The sequence below is a fragment of the Natrinema gari JCM 14663 genome, from assembly GCF_000337175.1.
Classification (GTDB): Archaea; Halobacteriota; Halobacteria; order Halobacteriales; family Natrialbaceae; genus Natrinema; species Natrinema gari.
In genome coordinates, this window is record NZ_AOIJ01000061.1 from 103191 (window position 1) to 120487 (window position 17297).

Sequence of the window (17297 nt, forward strand, 5' to 3'; positions counted from 1 at the left end):
CAGCGATCCCACCTCGGCGGCGAAACGGAGGGCGGCTGCGTCAGCGGGGATGTTGACGGCAGTGGGACGGGCGGTCGAAGCGGTGAGTGCAGGTCTAGTCGGCGACGCTGACCGTGAAGCCGTCGTCACCGTCGCTGACTGTGACGTTCCTGCTCACGACGAACGAGCGCGTGACCGTCTCGGTCTCGAGATCGACGGTCAGCGTCACCGAGGTCGTCTCGGCCGTCGGCGGGGCCACCTCGATGGTCGCCGTCGCCGGGCCGTCACCGGTCGCGTCCGTGACGGTGGCGGCCAGTTCGTCGGGTTCGTCGAACTGGGTTTGGACGGTGTAACTCGCCGCGTCGTCGCTGACGACGAGGTCCGCGATCAGTTCGCGATCGGCGGCGGACAACGAGTCAGTCTCATCGGTCACAGTGACATCGACGCCGTCTATCTCCGGGAGGCGACGGGTGACCGTGACCGACTCCGCGTCGAGATCGACCACCGCGACCACGTGGGGCAGTCGGCCGTCGGTCGGCGTGACGCGAACGGTCGCGGTGTCAGCGGGTGTGAACGTATCGGTGTCCGTGTCGAACTCCCGATCCCGGCTGACGCGCATCTCGACCGCGTCGAACCCGTCGAAGTGTGTGCTGATTTCGTCGGTCGCCCAGACGCGTTGGGCGACCGTCTCGAGGTCGCGTTCCGAGAGCGAATCGCGGTCCCCGCGGAGGGAGACGGTCACATCGTCGAGTTCAACGGTCGTTTCGGTCTCGGTTACCGGCTGGGTCTCGATCCCGACTTTGTCCGTCGAATCGTCGGCCATCGTCACGTTGTCGACCGAAATCGATTCGCTTTGGTTTCCGTGGAGCACGTACGTGCCGTTCCGGTCGGGGTCCGCGTTGCCGGAGACGGAGCCGCTCTCGTGGACCGTGAGTGCGCCGGAAACGCGCCGGTCGGCGACGGTTTCGGTCGCGAGATCGACGGTCGCGCGGGCCGCGGGCGAGTCGCCGTCGGGCCCGGTGAGGGCGACCGTAACGCGGTCGCCCTCGCGGTCAACGACGGACGCGTCGACGGTAGCCGGTTCGTCGAGCAGCGTCTTGATCTCCCACTCGAGATCGGGGTCGTCGAGGAGGATCGTCCCGAGCCGGTCGCGTTCGTCGTCGGTCAGCCGATGGGACTCGTCGTCGAACTCGAGATCGACATCGTCGATCGAGTGCAACCCCTTCTCGAGCGTGACCGTTTCCGCGTCTAGGTCGACCGTCACGAACGCGTACGGGAGCCGCTCGTCGGCGGGCGAGACCTGGACTCGAACCGCATCGTCGGCGGGGACGAACTCGTCGGCGTCCTCGTCGTAGACCGTGCGCTCGGAGACCCCGAACGTCAGGGCGTCGGGCTCGTCGAAGTAGCTGCGCACGTTCTCGTTTTCCCAAATGAGGTGTGGGAGTCGCTCGCGTTCGTCGGCGGTCAGCGCGTCTTGGTCGCCGAGTAGTTCGACGTCAGTATCGTCGAGCTGTGCATGTCGTGTGTCGTCCGTGCCCGGCTCACCCGTGACGACGAGGACCCCCGCTGCGAGGGCCACGGTCGTCGCGAGTGCGAGCACGTACATCGCGTACTTGTAATCTCGTTTCATAGGGACCACGTTCGTGGGCGGCGATCCGAGCACCCCGATCGGGGCCGCACATCCGTCTCGGCCCGGGGCATCGGATCGCTCCGGTCGACCGTTAGGAGAAAGCCCCTTTCAAACCCCGTTGGAAACGGCCGCGAAACGCGTTCCGAACGCGTTTCACGCGTGTTTCAGTCTCGTTTCAGTCGTTCCAAACGATCTCGAACCGGAGTCTTCATACTTCGGTACACGTGTCACCGGGACGATGGTCGCCGTCGATCCGGCTCGAGTCGTCCTGGTCTCGTCCCTGCTCGTCCTCGGACTCAGCGTCGCCGCGTTCGCGAACGTCGCCGGCATCACGTCGGCGGTGACGACCGACACTGCCGGGACGTTCGCGGTCGACGACGGAGCGCTGACGTTTGCGCGGAGCGACGGGACGGAGACGACGATCGTGACCGACGTCCGCGACCTCGAGCGCATCGAGATCGCCGACGGGAACGGCGGGATCTCCGTGACGACGACGCCCCGTGACACCCCGACGTTGAGCGAGCATCACCGGCAACTCGCGAAGCGAACCGTCCTCTCGAACGAGACGATCGCCGATCGCTTGGAAACGACCGGTGGGGCGACCCTCACCGTACTGCCGATTCGGGCGGGCGAACTCCCACGCGATCGGGCCGCATTGGCCGCGATCGATCCCGAACGGGACCGGCGAGCGCGGACGGGCGGCGTCGGTGAACCCGCGTTCGAGACGCGGTCGAACGGCTCGAACGGCGCGGTCATGGTCGCTCGGAACGCGTCGGCGATCCGCACCGATCGTGCGCTCGTGATCGTCGAGCCCGTCGGGACAAACGCGGCGTATCGGACCGTGATCGATCTCGAGTCGGAGTCCGTCGACCGCATGCTCCGGCTGGAGGTCGTCGCGGAGTGAGACGCCTCGAGACGCGTCCGAGGCGACCACGCACCGTCTCCGGGCGGTCCGCGCGACGACAAACCGATGATACTTAAATGCAGACACCTCGTCGTTGATCCATGTTCCCCCGAGCCCTCCGCGATACGCGATTCATCACGGCGACCGTCCTCGTCGCGGCGACGGTCGTCCTCGTCGGACAGCTCCTGAACCCGCCACAGCTCGTGGTCGCTGCGAGCGGCCCCGGTGGCGACGTGACCACGGTCGGCAGCTACTTCACGTATCGGGACGTTGGCATCATCGCCGTGGCCGCGTGTCTCCTCGGCGCGAGCGGGACGGCCCTGCTACTGGACCGCCGATCCGACTCGAGTGCCGATCCCGACCGGTCGCGGGTCGCGACCGACGGGAGTTCGGACGGCCGGGGAAGCGACGACCTCCTCGAGACACGGCGACAGGAGTGGGAGGAGCAAGCCGACGAGTTGGGGACCACGGAACGCGTCGTCTACGAGGCGGTCCTCGACGCCGACGGCGTCCGACCGCAACGGGAGATCGTCGACGAAACCGACCTCTCGAAAGCGACCGTCAGCAGGACCCTCGATAGCCTCGAGAGCAAGGCGCTCGTCGAACGGAAGCGACGCGGAACCGGGAACGTCGTCATGCTCCTGTGAGCGACGCGGGGAGCCCGACTGTTGCCGAAGTGATGTTTTTAAGGCCGGGGAACGATACGTAGCGAGTATGGGCATCCTCTCTCGGGCCTCCTACGTTATCCGATCGAAGCTCAACTCGGTGCTCAACCGGGCCGAGGATCCGACCGAAACGCTGGACTACTCCTACGAGCAGATGCGCGACCAACTCCAGCAGGTCAAGCGGGGTATCGCCGATCTCACGACGCAAAAAAAACGTCTCGAGATGCAGAAACGGCGGCTCGAGGAGAACGTCGAGAAACACAACGATCAGGCACGAACTGCCGTCCAACAGGACCGCGAGGACCTGGCGCGACGCGCCTTAGAGAAGAAGAAGACGAAGATGAACCAGATCGACGACCTCGAGCGCCAGATTTCGGACCTCCAGAACCAGCAAGACCGGCTGATCGAACAGAAGAACGAACTCCAGAGCCGCATCGAGGAGTTCCGGACCAAAAAGGAGACGATGAAAGCCCGCCACGAGGCGGCGAAGGCCAGTTCCACCGTTTCGGAGGCGATGACGGCGACCGGCGAGGAGTTCGAGGACGTCGGCCGCGCCATCGAGCGCGCCGAGGAACAGACCGAGGACATGGAGGCTCGCGCCGCCGCCATGGACGAACTCCACGAGTCCGGCGCGTTCGACGACGTGCTCTCGGACAAGGACAACATCGATCGCGAACTCGAGCAGCTCTCGACCGACAGCGGCGTCGAGGCCGAACTCGAGACGCTCAAGTCCGATGTCGGGGCCGACACGGAGGCGGCGTCCGGCGGGGACGCCGAGGCCGACGCGACGGCCGAGGTCGACGAGGACGAACTTACCGACCTCGAGAACGGCGATCAGGACGAAGTCGAGGCCGAACTGGCGGAGCTACAGGACGAAGAGAACTAACTCGAGCGGAGCCGAACTGCTGGGAGAGCGAACGCCCGATCTAGCAGTGGCTGCAGGACGGACGGGAGCGCGACGGCGGCCGGACTATTGTCATTCGTCCCTCAGTTCAATCGCAGTCGGAGGCCCGTGTACTGACGCGGGGGGAACGACACGCCCGCCGGTAAGCGGTCCGAATGGAGGAGAAACGGTTACCACCGTTCATGATGAAGTATCCGGTATGAGTGACGAGTCACCGGTCGCGTCCATCTCGTTGACCGCCCAGGTCGTCCTGCTCGGCGTCGCCGAACTCACCCGCGAGGGCGAGACGCCGGTCCAGACCCACGACCTCCGCCGGCATTGCCAGCAGCAACTGCCCGCGGTCGACACGGAGGTCGTCGGAACGCTCACCGAAGCCGACGTGATTCGGTCGCTCTACCGACTCGAGGACGAGGACTTCGTCGAGGAGATCGATCCGGCCGAGACGTCGCCGACCGGCAAGGGACGACCAGCGTACACGCTCGCCATGAGCGTCGAGACCGTCTACGACGAGGTCGCGGATGAACTCCGCGACGAGGCGGCCGACTGACCGCCCTCTCCGGCCGGCGCTCACGCCGTCCGTAGTCGGACGGCCGGCGCTTGCACCGCTCACGACGGGGTTCCCAGCACGGTGATATCGTAGCCGGCGATGTTCGATGGCGACTCGAGGACGATGACCTGAAACGCCCACGCCGAGTCCCCGTCGAGGTCGCCGGTGCTGGCGAGGTAGCGCCCGAGGAGGGTGCCGGCGTCGTCGTAGACGCGCGTTCGTACTTCGACGAATTGGAGTCGATCGGCTCCCGTATTCGCAACCGTTCCTTGGATCGTCGAGCCCAGATAGCCGTCCTCGACGACGAACTCGTGGGTGCGTAGCTCGAGGGGATCGAGCGACGTCACCGAGTTGGTGGGTTGTTGCTGTGCGAGTGCCGCCGCCGTTGACATCTGGGTCGCGTTCCTGCTGGTGGCGTTACTGACGGTGACGCGTCCCTCCTCGTAGGTCGGCTGGCCGCCGAGGCCGTCGCTGCCGAGACAGCCGGCAGCCGCGGCCGTGAGTCCGGTCCCGAGCGATGCGAGTACCCGCCGTCGGCCCGTCGGGTCCGATCGGGTCATCGCCGGCGGACGGTCGGCCGTACGTCGATTCCTTCACTAACCATATCCCGGATCGACACCGCGGATACATTTCAGTGTAGGCCTTGAAACGACCGTTCGTCCCTGACGGATCGCTCGAGTCAGTCGCGTCGGTGGGGGCGGCGTCGATCGCTCCGTGCCGCTGGGAACGGTGTGTGCAACGCAGGCCCTTATTGTCGGGTCGGTGGACGGTACCGCCATGGGTTCCGCCGAGACCGACGACACGCTCGAGTCCTATGGGGCCGACGTGGGCGGGCAGACAGGGCCATTGGCACGGTTCCACGAGTGGTTCCTAGTTCGGGGCAACCGATTGGCCGTCACGGCACTGCTCTCAACTGGCATCCTCGCGTTGCTCGTCGCCCTCCACGAACTCGGCGTCATCGAGTTCGTCGATCCGAGCCCCGTCACGCGCGTCGCAAGCGGCATGATCGCGGGCACGTTCTCGCTCGTGACGCTGGTCGTCTCCGTCAACCAACTCATCCTCTCCCAGGAGTTCGGTGCGGTGGGGAAAGCAGGCGACCGGTTCGAAAGCGTCGTGGCGTTTCGCGAGGCCGTGGCGGACGAGGCGGCCGTGCCCGCGACACCGACCGCGCCCACGAGGGTGCTCGAGCTGATCATCGAATCGATCCGGCACGACGCCGTCGAACTCGCGGCCATCGTCGCCGATCACGATGCCGAGGTCCGCGACCCGGTCGTCAGGTACACCAACGACGTCCAGGAGCGGGCCGACCGAGTCGACAACACGCTCGAGAAGTCGGCGTTCGGGACGTTCTCGGCCGTGTCGGCGGCGATCAACTACGACGAGGCCTGGCAGCTGTACGTCGCGACCCATCTGCGCAACGCCCACGACGATTCGCTGTCGCCGGCTGCAACGGACCAGTTCGACGAACTGATCGACGATCTGAAACTGTTCAGCGTGGCCCGGGAGCAGTTCAAGACGACGTACCTGCAGCGGGAGCTCACCCGGTTCTCACAGCTCACGATCTACTGTGGGGTGCCGTCGATCCTGTCGGCGATCCTCGTCGGGCTCCTCTACGCCGACGTCGCCGGCCCGAACGTCAGTGCGGCCGCGCTCCCCTACGTCGTGAGCGCGTTGATCGTCGTCGTCCTCTTGCCGCTGGCGCTGCTCGTCTCCTACATCCTCCGGACCGCGACCGTCACGCGCCGCACCGTGTCGGTCGGTCCGATGATTCCGCAAAAGGACCCCGACAAAGGCCCCTTCGACGTGACCTACGGGGAGGAACGGTAGCCGCTCCCGGTCGGCGAGTCTCACCTTTCGGTCTGCCCGCACCCCGCGTGGGTATTTTACCCGTCGTTGTCATCCGTGTTTCACACGCAATGAGCGAATCGGACTCGAGCGGCGTGTTGAGTCAACGGCCCGGCGTCGGCGGGCTGCGGCTGTGGGTGTTGCTCCGGATGGGGCGGTGGCTGTTCACGGCGGTCGTGTTGGTGGCCGTCTTCGCCGTGCTGGTCCTCGCCAGTCGACTTGGACTGACGCCCCTGCGCATCATCGTCGTGCAACACAACGGTACGTTCTGGATCTTCTCGGCGTTCATCGGCGCGATCATCACGGGGACATCGATCGTCGTCACGATCAACCAACTGGTGCTGTCCCAGGAACTCGGCGCGGTCGGCGACCAGCGAGAACGCATGCAGGCTGCCATGGCGTTTCGCAGCGATACCGAGACCGCCCTTGACGACGAGGAGATCACCCCGCCGGAACCCGCGGCCTTCCTCTACGAACTCGTCGACGGTATCGAACGGGAAGCAAACGAGTTCGAGTCGACGGTGGCGGCCGATCACGGCGACGAGATTCAGGCGACCGTCGCCGACTACGTGGCGGACGTCACCGAAAACGCACGGGTCGTCAAGGGCGACCTCGAGAACGCACAGTTCGGTTCGTTCGACGTGGTCTGGAACGCGCTCAACTTCAACTACTCCCGGAAGATCCACGACGCGCGGACGATCCGCGCCGACTACAGCGACGAACTGTCGGACGAGGCCGACGACGAGATCGACGACATAATCGAGGTACTGACGTTGTTCGGGCCGGCCCGCGAGCACTTCAAGACGCTGTACTTCCAGTGGGAACTGATCAACCTCTCGCGGGCGCTCCTCTATATTTCCGTGCCCGCGCTGGCGGTGATGGGAGTCCTGATGATGTACATCGACGGCAGCACGTTCTCCGGGACGGTGCTGGGTATCGACACCCTCGTCTGGTTGACGAGCGCGGGGTTCGTCGTCGGCCTCGCGCCTTTCGTCGTCTTCATGGCTTTTATCCTCCGGATTGCGACCGTCGCCAAGCGGACCCTCGCCATGGGACCCTTTATCCTCCGGGAGTCCGAACGCGACGAGGATCTCGGCTGAGTCGGCCGCCGTCGCCGGCGTCCGGTCGCTTCCTGCAGTGGCTGTTTCCGAGGCAGTGTGGACTCGTCCAGTCGGCCGACGAACACGACGATTCTGACTCGCTCGAGCGGCCGTCGGGACGACGATCGGCGATCCCCGCCATTGGTCTGCCTGCGGCGGCTACCGACGGCCGTGATCGTCGTCATCTGCGGACCGCCGGGTGCGGGCAAGACCACGATTACGGCCCGCGTCCGCGCTCGACTCGCGGAACGCGGCGTTCGAGTCCGGACGGGTCACTCGGACGACTTCTCGAGGCGGATCTACGAGCGACTGGCAGAGCGGGTCGCCGACGCGCCCGACCGCGGTCACGCTGGCCGACGGGACGTTTTACCGGCGGAAGTGGCGGACGACGGGACCTGCACAGCCGTCAGCGACACAGGAACACCACCCCGACGGAGCAAACGGCATCAGCCGTGAGCGAGTAGGGTCGAGAGGAAGGTACGGGGAGAGTGCGCTACGTTTAGGTACCTTGAGGGGCCGTATTCGACTACTAGATGCCAATTCAGCGTCGGATGCAGTTTGTGCATGGGCAGATCGCATGGATGATCGCGACAGTCCTTGTGCTCACACTGTTGAACGCGCTGTCCTACGAGTTGGTTTTCGTCCTCTCACTCATCGGATTCCTGATTATCACGGAGCTAACGGCCCCATTCAACGTCACACCGACATGGCGACGTCGGCTCCGTTGGCTTATTCTGCTCGGCCTCGCCGGCTTCGCAGTCATCGTGGTGCGACGGATTCTCGACATTCTGCCACCGGAGGTAATTCCGGCATGAGTCTCACTCATGCACTCCGTCTCACCCGAGCCACGAAGGTGATCCAATGAGCCGGCTTGGCGACGGCAGAATCGACTGGCCGCGAATCCTGTTGCTCGCACTTACCATCACCGTACTCGTCACACTAGGCACCGTGGCCGCGACGTCGTCGACTGCATTCGGCCCGTACAATCCATCTTGGGATGGATCGTCTGACTTCCGGCAGGATGCTGCGGATGATCCCACAGTCGAGAGTCATCTATCGAGTGACACCGCCCGGTACGATGAACTGTCGGCCAACGAGACGGTCACATTTGTTATCGCGCCAGACGAACCCTATGAGAGAGAGGACGCTGAACGGGTCAGGGATTTCGTCACTCAAGGTGGCATGCTAGTCGTCCTCGGGAGCACCGGTGAGCCAGGAAACGAACTGCTGGCTGAGATCGGTGCCGAGGCACGGATTGACGGGCAACTTCTCCGTGACGAACGTCACCACTTCCGGGGGCCAACGATGCCGGTCGCGACGAGCGTTGAGAACCATACGCTCACGACGGATATTAATCAGCTGTCGCTCAACTACGGAACTGCGGTCGAACCAGGAAACGCAACAGTGATAGTAGCGACCAGCGACTTCGCATACCTCGGCCCTGAGGATGACGAGCTAGACAATCAGGACGAACTCAGATCATATCCGGTCGCCACCGTCGAAAACGTCAGCAAGGGCAAGGTGGTCGTCGTCGGTGACCCAAGCATCACGATCAACGCAATGTACGGTGAACCGGACAATGCCGCGTTCGTGCGCGGTTTGTATGCTGATGCCGATCATGTGATCTTCGACCGCTCGCATGGTTCCGGAGTCCCTCCGTTGGCCGCTGTGCTGCTGGTGATCCGGCGCTCACCATTGTTACAGCTACTCGTAGGTACTGTTGGGATCGGATTTGTCGCAGCACTCTCTCGGATTCGGGTCACGTCTCCACTCGAGACGGTGCAGTCCTGGTTGCCTGCGCGGTTCCAGTCCGCCAGGAATCGCAATCGTGGAACGAACGGTCCTGGACTTTCAACTGCCGAACGCGCCGACCTCCTCCGCAGACGGCACCCCGACTGGGATAGGGAGCAGATCCAGCGCGTGATAACAGCGCTTAACCATCCCGGTTCGGAAGATGAGACAGACGAATGAGCGGTACCACTGATTTGGCCGACGGGACGAGCGGCGATCCCGAAGCCATCTATGACTCGCTTCGCAGGGAGATCGACCGCGTTCTCATCGGCAATGACGAGGCCGTCGAGTATTTGGCGGTCGCGTTACTGACCCGTGGACATCTCCTGCTTGAGGGGGTCCCAGGTATCGCTAAGACGACGCTTGCGAACCTTTTCGCGCGGACGACTGGCCTGGAATACAACCGGGTTCAGATGACGCCCGACACCCTCCCGGCCGATATTACGGGCACGCACATCTATCGACAGGGTGCAGGAACGTTCGAACTCCAGCGCGGCCCCGTCTTCGCAAACCTCGTGGTTGCTGACGAAATCAATCGCGCGACGCCGAAAACCCAGAGCGCATTGCTCGAGGCGATGGAAGAGCGTCGCGTGACCATCGAGGGTGAAACGCTTTCGTTGCCGGATCCGTTTATCGTTGTCGCGACCCAGAACCCGATTGAGGCCGAAGGGGTGTTCCAACTCCCAGAAGCGCAGCGTGACCGCTTCCAATTTAAGCTGACACTCGATCTGCTGGAGCGAACGGACGAACGAGAGTTGCTCGACCGATTCGATGACAATCCGGAACTCGGTCCTGACGATGTCGAGCAAGTCATCGAGCCACAGAAACTCGTCGATGCACGCCAGACCGTTCAAGCAGTCCACGTCGCACCGGCTGTCAAGGAGTACGTGCTTGATCTCGTTGCTGCGACGCGATCGCATGCTGATGTCGAACACGGTGCCTCACCGCGTGCGACGCTGGCATTTCTCAACGGTGCCAAGGCACGCGCCGCTATCCGTGGCCGCGACTATGCAATTCCCGATGACGTAAAGACGATGGCTAAACCGGTACTGCGTCATCGGCTCGTGTTGAGTACCAGTGCCGATCTGAGCGATGTCGATCCCGATGCTATCGTCGCAGAGATCGTCGATACGGTCGAACCGCCGGGAGCGGAGACGAAGCAGGCATTCGAACCAGCCGCAGCAAGCGACAGCGACGAGACGGATCTCGAGTAAACTGCTTCGGATCAAGTCCGTTGGATCCATCTCGAAAGTTCCGTGAGCGAGACTCACTCCAACGTGAGTTCATCTCTCGTTGTCGTTCTCGGCTGCCGTGTTTCACTTCTCAGTGAGAGCAGTCTCGTCCGAAACTTCTTCCGTACTCTCCTGCCACCGGCAGGTGACTAGCCAGTCTGCTCGTTCAGTGGCGGGTGTGACCTCGAGTCGGATTGGCCGCTCGAGCCCCGTGACGAGCCCGACTGCGAGAAATGAGACGATCGGATGGTCAAAGCGGTCAAGATTGCCGAACGCGCTATCGTCGATGGCGACGGTGATGCGGTTGGAGGCGACATCGATGTCTGGCTCGGCACCGCCTGCGAGTTCGAACTGCTCGACGAGGCCGTCAGCGAGCTGGGTTGCAAGCGGCGTCGGCGTAGTCGCAAACTCGTCGGTCAGCGTCCGCTCGAATTCTTCGAGCAGCGGTGCGCCAGTGGGCGCAAGAACAAGTCCACGGTGTTCAGAGTCCGTCAGGATCGGCCCCTCACGGTTGTCAAGCGTGGGCAGTTCATCGGTCATCCGCTGGGGGACATATAAGCGCACACCCGCGGCGTCGTCAGGGAGGTAGACGCAATCGTTGCTCAGGCCGAGTTCTCCGGCGATTGCGGCCTCGTTGGCTGCCATCGCAGCATAGATCCGTTCACCGACATCCGCAGCGACAAACGACCCTGGTGTCAAGTAGTAGGTGAGTACCCCACCAAACAGACCCACGGAAGCGAGTGCGAAAAGTACCTCCCGGCCATCAGGCAAGAGGACTGCGGCGAGGGCCGCACAGGTACCAACGAGGGCTAGTCCCGCTGCAGTGCGACGGTATTGCGAGTGCTTGGTGCGAGCATACTCGGCCCGTAACCGCTCGTTTTCCGCCTCTAGAAGTTCCGTCCGCGCCGCGAGTTCGAGCCGGTTAGTGTCCACCTCGTCTGCTCGGTCAGCATCCGAGTCGGTCGTCGTCTCGCTCAGATCAACATCACTCGTATTCATATGTCAGTGGTGGGTTCAGTCGTCGGGTTGGCGGTCGTCTCGGTATTCGTCTCGGTGGTTGACTCGTCGGTCTGATCAGTGTCGATCTGGCGTGCCTGCTTTCCGTCTTCGTGATCTGGAACCAGTCCGAGTCGAACACGCTCGAGTCGGTGGAGACCATACGAGGCGCTTGTGAGGAGAACGATCACCGTTGCAGCGGCCATATAGATCGGCTGTGAGTCGACGACGAGCCACGCAGCGCCCGCCAGCGTGAGTGCGCTCGTGATCGCGACGAGCGTGATGCGACCTGGGCTCTCAGTCCACGCGATTGGCGCGAGGAGGACGGCAATGAACGTGGCTTCGACGATGACGAACGGGAGTGGATCGATCCCGTCCGGGAAGGATACGACGAGCGCAACGTGACCGGCTGCAAGCGCGTATGGCATCCCAAGCAGGTAACCAACGAGTGCCGTCGCGATCCCTGCGAGCGCGCCAAGTGGGCCAGCGACGGCACCGAACGCAACGACGATCGCAGCGAGAGAGATGACGGTTGCCCAGTCGCGTCCAGTCGCGGCCGGGACCGTATTGATTCGGGCGGTCACGCATGCCCACCTCTCGAGCGGCCTGCCTCAATGATAGCCGAGAGTCGGTCGGTTGGCCCGACTTCGAGGACGGTCACGTTATCTAACCGGGCAAGTTCTCGCCGGAATTCCTCAAATTCGACGTAGCGGTCATAGGCCTGCTCGATATCCGTCAGTCCATCCGGTTCGTAGAGGACCGAGGGTGCGAGCAAAACCAAGACCTCGTTTCCGCCTTCTCGTGCAAGCAAGACCGTCTCGCGGAGCTCTGCTGGCCGTGAATCATCAGTACAGATAACAGTCCAAATGGAACCCTGTGCGTCCGTCACACTCTTGTGGACTGCGCCGTACAGTGGATCCTCGGCGATCCGTTCCTGATATCTTTGTCGATCGGAATAGAACGGACGCAGTGTCCGTGCAAACGTCTCATCCGTTCCTTCGAGGTCGGAGAACGACCGCTGGGCGTCCGTTGGGGTGGTATTCCGTCGCAGAATCGAGCCGCTGTTGTTGCCTGCGTTGCCCGTTCTCGATTGTGTGTTCGAGGACCGCGACGCGACTGATTCAGTTGCGGTAGTTTTCGGTTGGTTCATCGTCGTAGTACCCAGCTGGTTAGAGACGGTCATCGTGGCGGGCGTGTCCGCCGCTGTTGTTGGCTCGAGAGCGAGCAGTCGACGGCGGATTGGCCTGTAATTGACGGTCGTCGATGCTAGTCCACGATAGTTGGTAATTCCACCATCGCCAACCGTCACAAGCCCGAGCGGATTGGTGAGTCGACGGGCGTTTCCTGCGATGACGAGGACCACCTCGCGGAGAGCTTCAAGTTTTGTTTCACTTTGTCGCCCCATCGCAAGTGAACTTCGGTGGTCGACGACCAGCAGGGTCCGGCGGTCACTCTCGGCCTCGTACTCGCGGACGTACGGCGTCGTGTGCCGCGCCGTTGCTTTCCAATCGATCCGTTTCCCTGTATCGCCGGGGAGGTATTCGCGGAGTTCAACCGGCTCGATTCCCGTTCCGATTCGTCCAGATTCGTGAGGGCCGTACGACGCGGCAATCCGGTCACCACCCTCGCCGACATGAATCGACTGGGGACTGGGTGGTTCGACGGTCACTGTTGGTGTCGAACCAACCGTAATCGTCTCTCGGAACAGCCCATCTGTCGCCGTCACGGTCACTGCGTCGAACGTATGGCGACCGGCGACAGGCCACGTAACCGTCCGTGTTCGGTTTGCCTGTTCGATGGCTGACTCAAGTGAAAGCATAAACGGTCTAGTTGCGGTCGCTGTGACCGGTAGCCCAGCAGTGATCTCGAGTGTCAGTTCCGTCGTGGCTTCTCGCGTCGCGGTGAGCGTGACTGGGATCTCGTCTTCAGTCTGGACGGCCAGACGGGCAGGAGACTGCACGACCGACAGCGACTCCACTGCTCGCTCGAGGTCACGGGTGAAGCGATACTGGTAGGCCAGCAGCCACGCGCCGATGAGAGCCGACCCGACAAGCACGAGTGGACGTGCAAACACTACTGCGAGGATGGCGAGCACAACAGCGAGTGCAGCGGCCGTCCATCCCTGGCGCGTGGGATACATGTCTGGACAGATTTCCGTGACCGTGTTCAATGTACTGATTGCCAACAGGCGAGACGATCCGGAAACGAAGTGGAGGCGGAGATACGTGTCCCCCGGTGCGTGGACAGTCGGTTGTGGCGAGTATCGTCGCTCGAGAGAATACCTTATTGGGATGCACTGAAAACCCCGCAGATGTGAATCCTGTCGGTAGTCGTTCGTTCGCCGTTGCACTCTTGATCACCGTCCTGGTGGTTACCAGTGGGATGGTCATGGCGAATCCGGCGAGTGCGGCGGACAGCGATACCGGTCATCGCGTCACAGTCCAGCAAAACAACACCGATGAAAAGCGAAATGAGACGACCCCGCATCGGAATCCCGACACCTACTCCGAAGACGGTGACCTCAATAGCGTCGAAGGGTGGCTGGCGGATCGGCTGTCGACCCAGCTCGGTGACGGGGCAATCCACCTGAGCGAGGGCGAATACGAACTCGCGAAAGACTCCGTCGGTGAGGACTATCACGAGCGGCTGGGGCAATACGTCGATGTCGCGGGCGAGACTGACGGTGAGGGTTACGAAGACGAATTCGAAGAAGCTGGCGAAAAGCAGTCTCGGTTCTCCGAGACCGTGCAGGAGTATCGGGAGACGAAAAACGAGTACGAAGCGGCCCGTGAGGCAGGAAATGAAGAGCGAGCACGTGAGCGCGCACGTGAACTCGAGACACTCGCCAACGAGGTCGAGTCCCTCGGTGGCTCCGTTCGTGAGAGCTACGACAAGATCGAAAATCGGACGAATGCCGATCTTGCAGAGGCGAACACGGCAGTCAAGAACCTTACTGAAACGATCCAGACCGAACAGACAGCCGTTCGCGAACAGTCGTTTGTGGAAACAGAGCTGACGCTGACGCCCGAACGTGAGACGATCTCGTTCCATGACCCACTGGTCGCGGCGGGTGAACTACGAACAGCAAACGGAACTCCCATCGCGAACAAAGAGATTAGACTCGGTGTCGGAACCCACACCGAGCGGGTCACAACGGATGCAGCGGGCACGTTCACGCTCGAGTATCGACCGACCGACGAACAACTATCGAGCGACGAATTTACCGTCCAGTACGTGCCCAAGACACAATCGGTGTATCTGGGTGATGAGACCAACGTTAGTGTCTCGATCGAGCAGGCTGAACCGACCGTCGCCCTGAACGAGGTTAGTCGTGAGGTGTCGTACAGCGATGAGGCAGCCGTCGCCGGCGAGTTGACGGTTGATGGCATTCCCGTCGACGATGTTACCCTTGCTGTGGTCCTCGAGGAGGAGCAAATTGGAACGGTTACCGTCACGGACGGTGTATTCAACGGAACGGCGACGGTTCCAGCGTCGATCCCCGACGGAGAGGCTGAACTGGACGTCCGACTGCCGTTCGATGATCAGGCTCTCGCCGCGACGACTAATACAACGACTGTGATTGTCCGCGAGACCCAAAGCGAACTCTCAGTTGAGGGAGAGTTGGCTGACAATCAGGAGATAACGGTCAACGGGACGCTCAGCACTGGTGGTGGCGACGGTGTCGAAGGCCAAACCGTACGACTTCGAGTCGATGGAACAGCCGTTGGCACCGTCACGACTGGGGCCGGTGGGTCGTTCGGAGGGACGGTTTCGATTCCGGATTCAGTTAGCGGGAATGATGTGACGGTTACGACGGTCTACGAGGGACGTAACACTAATCTCGCACCAGCGACCGCTGAAACGGTCGTTATGATCGGCGAGGCGGGAGCGCAGTTGCCGACATCAATCTGGCTCGCTGGCGGCTTTCTCGTGCTAATCGCAGCCGGTCTTGGTTTCTGGTGGTACCGTCGTTCCGTGGTAGCGTCCACATCGGACAGTCCAGCAGGTAACCGACAGTCGACATTGGACGGGACAACCGCCGCTGAGAAGCCGGCGGACCCGTCGCCTGAGACCGTCACACCACTGCTCGAACGAGCACATGAGCAGCTCACAAACGGACGATCTGACGACGCGACACGAACGAGCTATGCAGCCGTTCGCCGGGCACTGGCAGCACAAATCGATACACAGGATGCGATGACACATTGGGAATTTTATCGAACCTATCGCAACGAAGGGTCGACAGACGCCGAATTGCTCCAGGAGATCACGCAAGGATACGAACGTGCCGCATTCGGTCGCGAGAGTGTTTCGACAGACGAGGCGTCGGGTATTCTCGAGCGAGCACGGACGTTGTGTGGCAGCAACGAGTCGACGAGTGATAGCGCGCTTGCCGACGACTAACGAACTGCTCGCAGCATCTCTGTTCAGTTACTGACCCTCTCGAGTAGCACTGTTGACGGAGACACCAACTGTGGGATCATAAGAGATGGGACATATTTCAATGGGATACTGTTGACGGCGCTCGCGCATACCTTTCGGTTTGTTTTTACCCCTGTTATCAATACTATGGGTTGAATGGTCGCGTTCCGATCGTTGTGGCTGTTGCTCCCACGGCGAGTCAGACAACTACCTGCTGATCTTGCTGCTGTGGTGGCGCTCGTTATTGCAACTAACATTGCTGTACTGGTTCCTGTAATTCGGGAGACGCCACTCCGGGTTCCGATCGGTCTCGCGTTCGTTCTCTTTGTTCCTGGATATGCGTTTATCGCCGCGCTGTTTCCCGAGGCCGACGAGACGCCTGCGTCGGCCACCGAATCGACACCACCAGACGGCCGGACGATAGTCGACGACTCGGATCCGGATGGATGGGACGACTCGATCCCCTCGCGGCCGGGAATCGATGGCATTGAGCGCGTAGCACTCTCGTTCGGCCTCAGTATTGCAATTGTGCCTCTGATCGGCCTCGTGTTGAATTTCACACCTTGGGGAATTCGTCTAGTCCCGATCGTAGTGTCGGTCAGCGTCTTCACGCTCGGTTCGACAGTCGTGGCAGCAGAACGCCGACGGGAACTGCCGGTCGACGAGCGGTTTCAGGTCCCCTACCGAGAGTGGTACATTGCTGGACGCACAGAGTTGCTCGAACCGGATACGCGTGCAGATGCTGCACTGAATGTTCTGCTGGCAATATCCGTCGTGCTCGCGGTCGGGAGCGTGGGGTATGCGGTGATGGGTCCGGCCGATGGCGAGCAATTCTCGGCGATCTATCTGTTAACGGAGGACGATGACGGTGAATTAGTCGCTGACGATTATCCGACCGAGTTCATCCAGGGGGAGAGCCAAGAGTTGATCGTCGGGATCGACAACCACGAACATAAAACGACGGAGTACACGGTGGTTGTCCTCGAGCAGGATGTCGAGGTAGTTGAGAACGAGACAGCTACCAGTGACGGTGACACTAATACGACGGTTAACAAAACAGTCGTTCGGGACCAGCGCGAACTCGATCGATTTAGCACCACGATTGCACACAACGAGAGTTGGACCCACGAGTACACGCTCGAGCCGACGATGACCGGTGAGAGCCAGCGGATCGTCTGGCTACTCTTCCCTGATGGCGACGTACCAGCCGAGCCCGCGATGGGCGATACGGAGTACGCTGTTCACCTCTGGGTTAGCGTGTCCGACTCGTGAACGCGCGGGT

At 62.1% G+C, this 17297-nt stretch carries 16 protein-coding genes and 1 pseudogene; 12 read left to right on the plus strand and 5 right to left on the minus strand.

All coding sequences use genetic code 11. The features are described 5' to 3' along the window. Nucleotides 1-94: 94 nt before the first annotated feature. Complete coding sequence (locus tag C486_RS14710; RefSeq protein WP_008457438.1) at nt 95-1609, minus strand: hypothetical protein; 1515 nt, start codon at nt 1607-1609, stop codon at nt 95-97. Between the two features lie 238 nt (nt 1610-1847). Between C486_RS14710 and C486_RS14715 the strand changes: the two genes are divergently transcribed. The 4 genes from C486_RS14715 (at nt 1848) to C486_RS14730 (ending at nt 4629) form a co-directional block, all read left to right on the plus strand. Then, nucleotides 1848-2513 carry a hypothetical protein gene (locus C486_RS14715; RefSeq protein ID WP_241432510.1) on the plus strand — a complete coding sequence of 222 codons (666 nt, stop codon included), beginning with the start codon at nt 1848-1850 and terminating at the stop codon, nt 2511-2513. 101 nt (nt 2514-2614) lie between these two features. Continuing rightward, nucleotides 2615-3160 carry a helix-turn-helix transcriptional regulator gene (locus C486_RS14720; protein ID WP_008457440.1) on the plus strand — a complete coding sequence of 182 codons (546 nt, stop codon included), beginning with the start codon at nt 2615-2617 and terminating at the stop codon, nt 3158-3160. 67 nt (nt 3161-3227) lie between these two features. Continuing rightward, on the plus strand, nt 3228-4064 hold the full coding sequence (locus tag C486_RS14725) for a PspA/IM30 family protein (RefSeq protein WP_008457441.1): 837 nt from the start codon (nt 3228-3230) through the stop codon (nt 4062-4064). Nucleotides 4065-4281: 217 nt separating this feature from the next. Continuing rightward, on the plus strand, nt 4282-4629 hold the full coding sequence (locus tag C486_RS14730; RefSeq protein ID WP_008457443.1) for a hypothetical protein: 348 nt from the start codon (nt 4282-4284) through the stop codon (nt 4627-4629). A 59-nt stretch (nt 4630-4688) separates the two neighbouring features. Here the strand turns inward: C486_RS14730 and C486_RS14735 are convergent, their stop codons facing one another. Continuing rightward, nucleotides 4689-5189 (minus strand): FxLYD domain-containing protein, encoded by a 501-nt coding sequence (locus tag C486_RS14735; RefSeq protein ID WP_008457444.1) that lies wholly within the window; start codon nt 5187-5189, stop codon nt 4689-4691. Between the two features lie 217 nt (nt 5190-5406). On the opposite strand from C486_RS14735, the gene C486_RS14740 reads away from it, so the two are divergent. The 6 genes and pseudogenes from C486_RS14740 to C486_RS14765 all read left to right on the plus strand — a co-directional run bounded on the left by C486_RS14740 (nt 5407) and on the right by C486_RS14765 (nt 10579). Further along, nucleotides 5407-6456, plus strand: a complete 1050-nt coding sequence (locus C486_RS14740) for a hypothetical protein (protein ID WP_008457445.1) — start codon at nt 5407-5409, stop codon at nt 6454-6456. Between the two features lie 89 nt (nt 6457-6545). Beyond that, nucleotides 6546-7574, plus strand: coding sequence for a hypothetical protein (locus tag C486_RS14745; protein WP_008457447.1), 1029 nt, complete (start codon nt 6546-6548; stop codon nt 7572-7574). A 171-nt stretch (nt 7575-7745) separates the two neighbouring features. Then, a pseudogene (locus C486_RS22665) lies at nt 7746-7962 on the plus strand (AAA family ATPase); the annotation flags it as partial. A gap of 145 nt (nt 7963-8107) precedes the next feature. Beyond that, nucleotides 8108-8389 (plus strand): hypothetical protein, encoded by a 282-nt coding sequence (locus tag C486_RS14755; protein ID WP_008457459.1) that lies wholly within the window; start codon nt 8108-8110, stop codon nt 8387-8389. Between the two features lie 46 nt (nt 8390-8435). After that, complete coding sequence (locus tag C486_RS14760) at nt 8436-9545, plus strand: DUF4350 domain-containing protein (RefSeq protein ID WP_008457460.1); 1110 nt, start codon at nt 8436-8438, stop codon at nt 9543-9545. Further along, nucleotides 9542-10579: an AAA family ATPase gene (locus C486_RS14765; RefSeq protein WP_008457461.1), complete on the plus strand. Its 1038-nt coding sequence runs from the start codon at nt 9542-9544 to the stop codon at nt 10577-10579. The genes C486_RS14760 and C486_RS14765 overlap by 4 nt, the downstream gene beginning before the upstream one ends. 102 nt (nt 10580-10681) lie before the next feature. On the opposite strand, the gene C486_RS14770 is transcribed toward C486_RS14765, so the two are convergent. Genes C486_RS14770 through C486_RS14780 form a run of 3 tightly spaced genes read right to left on the minus strand, consistent with a single transcriptional unit; the run spans nt 10682 to nt 13733 of the window. Then, entirely contained in the window at nt 10682-11596 is a 915-nt protein-coding gene (locus C486_RS14770) for a hypothetical protein (RefSeq protein ID WP_008457462.1), read from the minus strand. Further along, nucleotides 11593-12177, minus strand: coding sequence for a hypothetical protein (locus tag C486_RS14775; RefSeq protein WP_008457464.1), 585 nt, complete (start codon nt 12175-12177; stop codon nt 11593-11595). Before C486_RS14775 ends, C486_RS14770 begins: the two co-directional genes overlap by 4 nt. After that, nucleotides 12174-13733, minus strand: coding sequence for a DUF58 domain-containing protein (locus C486_RS14780; RefSeq protein WP_049910602.1), 1560 nt, complete (start codon nt 13731-13733; stop codon nt 12174-12176). Before C486_RS14780 ends, C486_RS14775 begins: the two co-directional genes overlap by 4 nt. Nucleotides 13734-13906: 173 nt before the next feature. Here C486_RS14780 and C486_RS14785 point away from each other — a divergent pair, with 173 nt between their 5' ends. Further along, on the plus strand, nt 13907-15997 hold the full coding sequence (locus C486_RS14785; protein WP_152419179.1) for a DUF4129 domain-containing protein: 2091 nt from the start codon (nt 13907-13909) through the stop codon (nt 15995-15997). Between the two features lie 174 nt (nt 15998-16171). Further along, nucleotides 16172-17287 (plus strand): DUF1616 domain-containing protein, encoded by a 1116-nt coding sequence (locus C486_RS14790; RefSeq protein ID WP_049910603.1) that lies wholly within the window; start codon nt 16172-16174, stop codon nt 17285-17287. The last annotated feature ends 10 nt before the right edge of the window (nt 17288-17297 follow it).

Coding starts and splice junctions, on each gene's coding strand:
- C486_RS14710 (WP_008457438.1), bottom strand. CDS start 1,609: ATGAAACGAGATTACAAGTACGCGATGTACGTGCTCGCACTCGCGACG.
- C486_RS14715 (WP_241432510.1), top strand. CDS start 1,848: ATGGTCGCCGTCGATCCGGCTCGAGTCGTCCTGGTCTCGTCCCTGCTC.
- C486_RS14720 (WP_008457440.1), top strand. CDS start 2,615: ATGTTCCCCCGAGCCCTCCGCGATACGCGATTCATCACGGCGACCGTC.
- C486_RS14725 (WP_008457441.1), top strand. CDS start 3,228: ATGGGCATCCTCTCTCGGGCCTCCTACGTTATCCGATCGAAGCTCAAC.
- C486_RS14730 (WP_008457443.1), top strand. CDS start 4,282: ATGAGTGACGAGTCACCGGTCGCGTCCATCTCGTTGACCGCCCAGGTC.
- C486_RS14735 (WP_008457444.1), bottom strand. CDS start 5,189: ATGACCCGATCGGACCCGACGGGCCGACGGCGGGTACTCGCATCGCTC.
- C486_RS14740 (WP_008457445.1), top strand. CDS start 5,407: ATGGGTTCCGCCGAGACCGACGACACGCTCGAGTCCTATGGGGCCGAC.
- C486_RS14745 (WP_008457447.1), top strand. CDS start 6,546: ATGAGCGAATCGGACTCGAGCGGCGTGTTGAGTCAACGGCCCGGCGTC.
- C486_RS14755 (WP_008457459.1), top strand. CDS start 8,108: ATGCCAATTCAGCGTCGGATGCAGTTTGTGCATGGGCAGATCGCATGG.
- C486_RS14760 (WP_008457460.1), top strand. CDS start 8,436: ATGAGCCGGCTTGGCGACGGCAGAATCGACTGGCCGCGAATCCTGTTG.
- C486_RS14765 (WP_008457461.1), top strand. CDS start 9,542: ATGAGCGGTACCACTGATTTGGCCGACGGGACGAGCGGCGATCCCGAA.
- C486_RS14770 (WP_008457462.1), bottom strand. CDS start 11,596: ATGAATACGAGTGATGTTGATCTGAGCGAGACGACGACCGACTCGGAT.
- C486_RS14780 (WP_049910602.1), bottom strand. CDS start 13,733: ATGTATCCCACGCGCCAGGGATGGACGGCCGCTGCACTCGCTGTTGTG.
- C486_RS14790 (WP_049910603.1), top strand. CDS start 16,172: ATGGTCGCGTTCCGATCGTTGTGGCTGTTGCTCCCACGGCGAGTCAGA.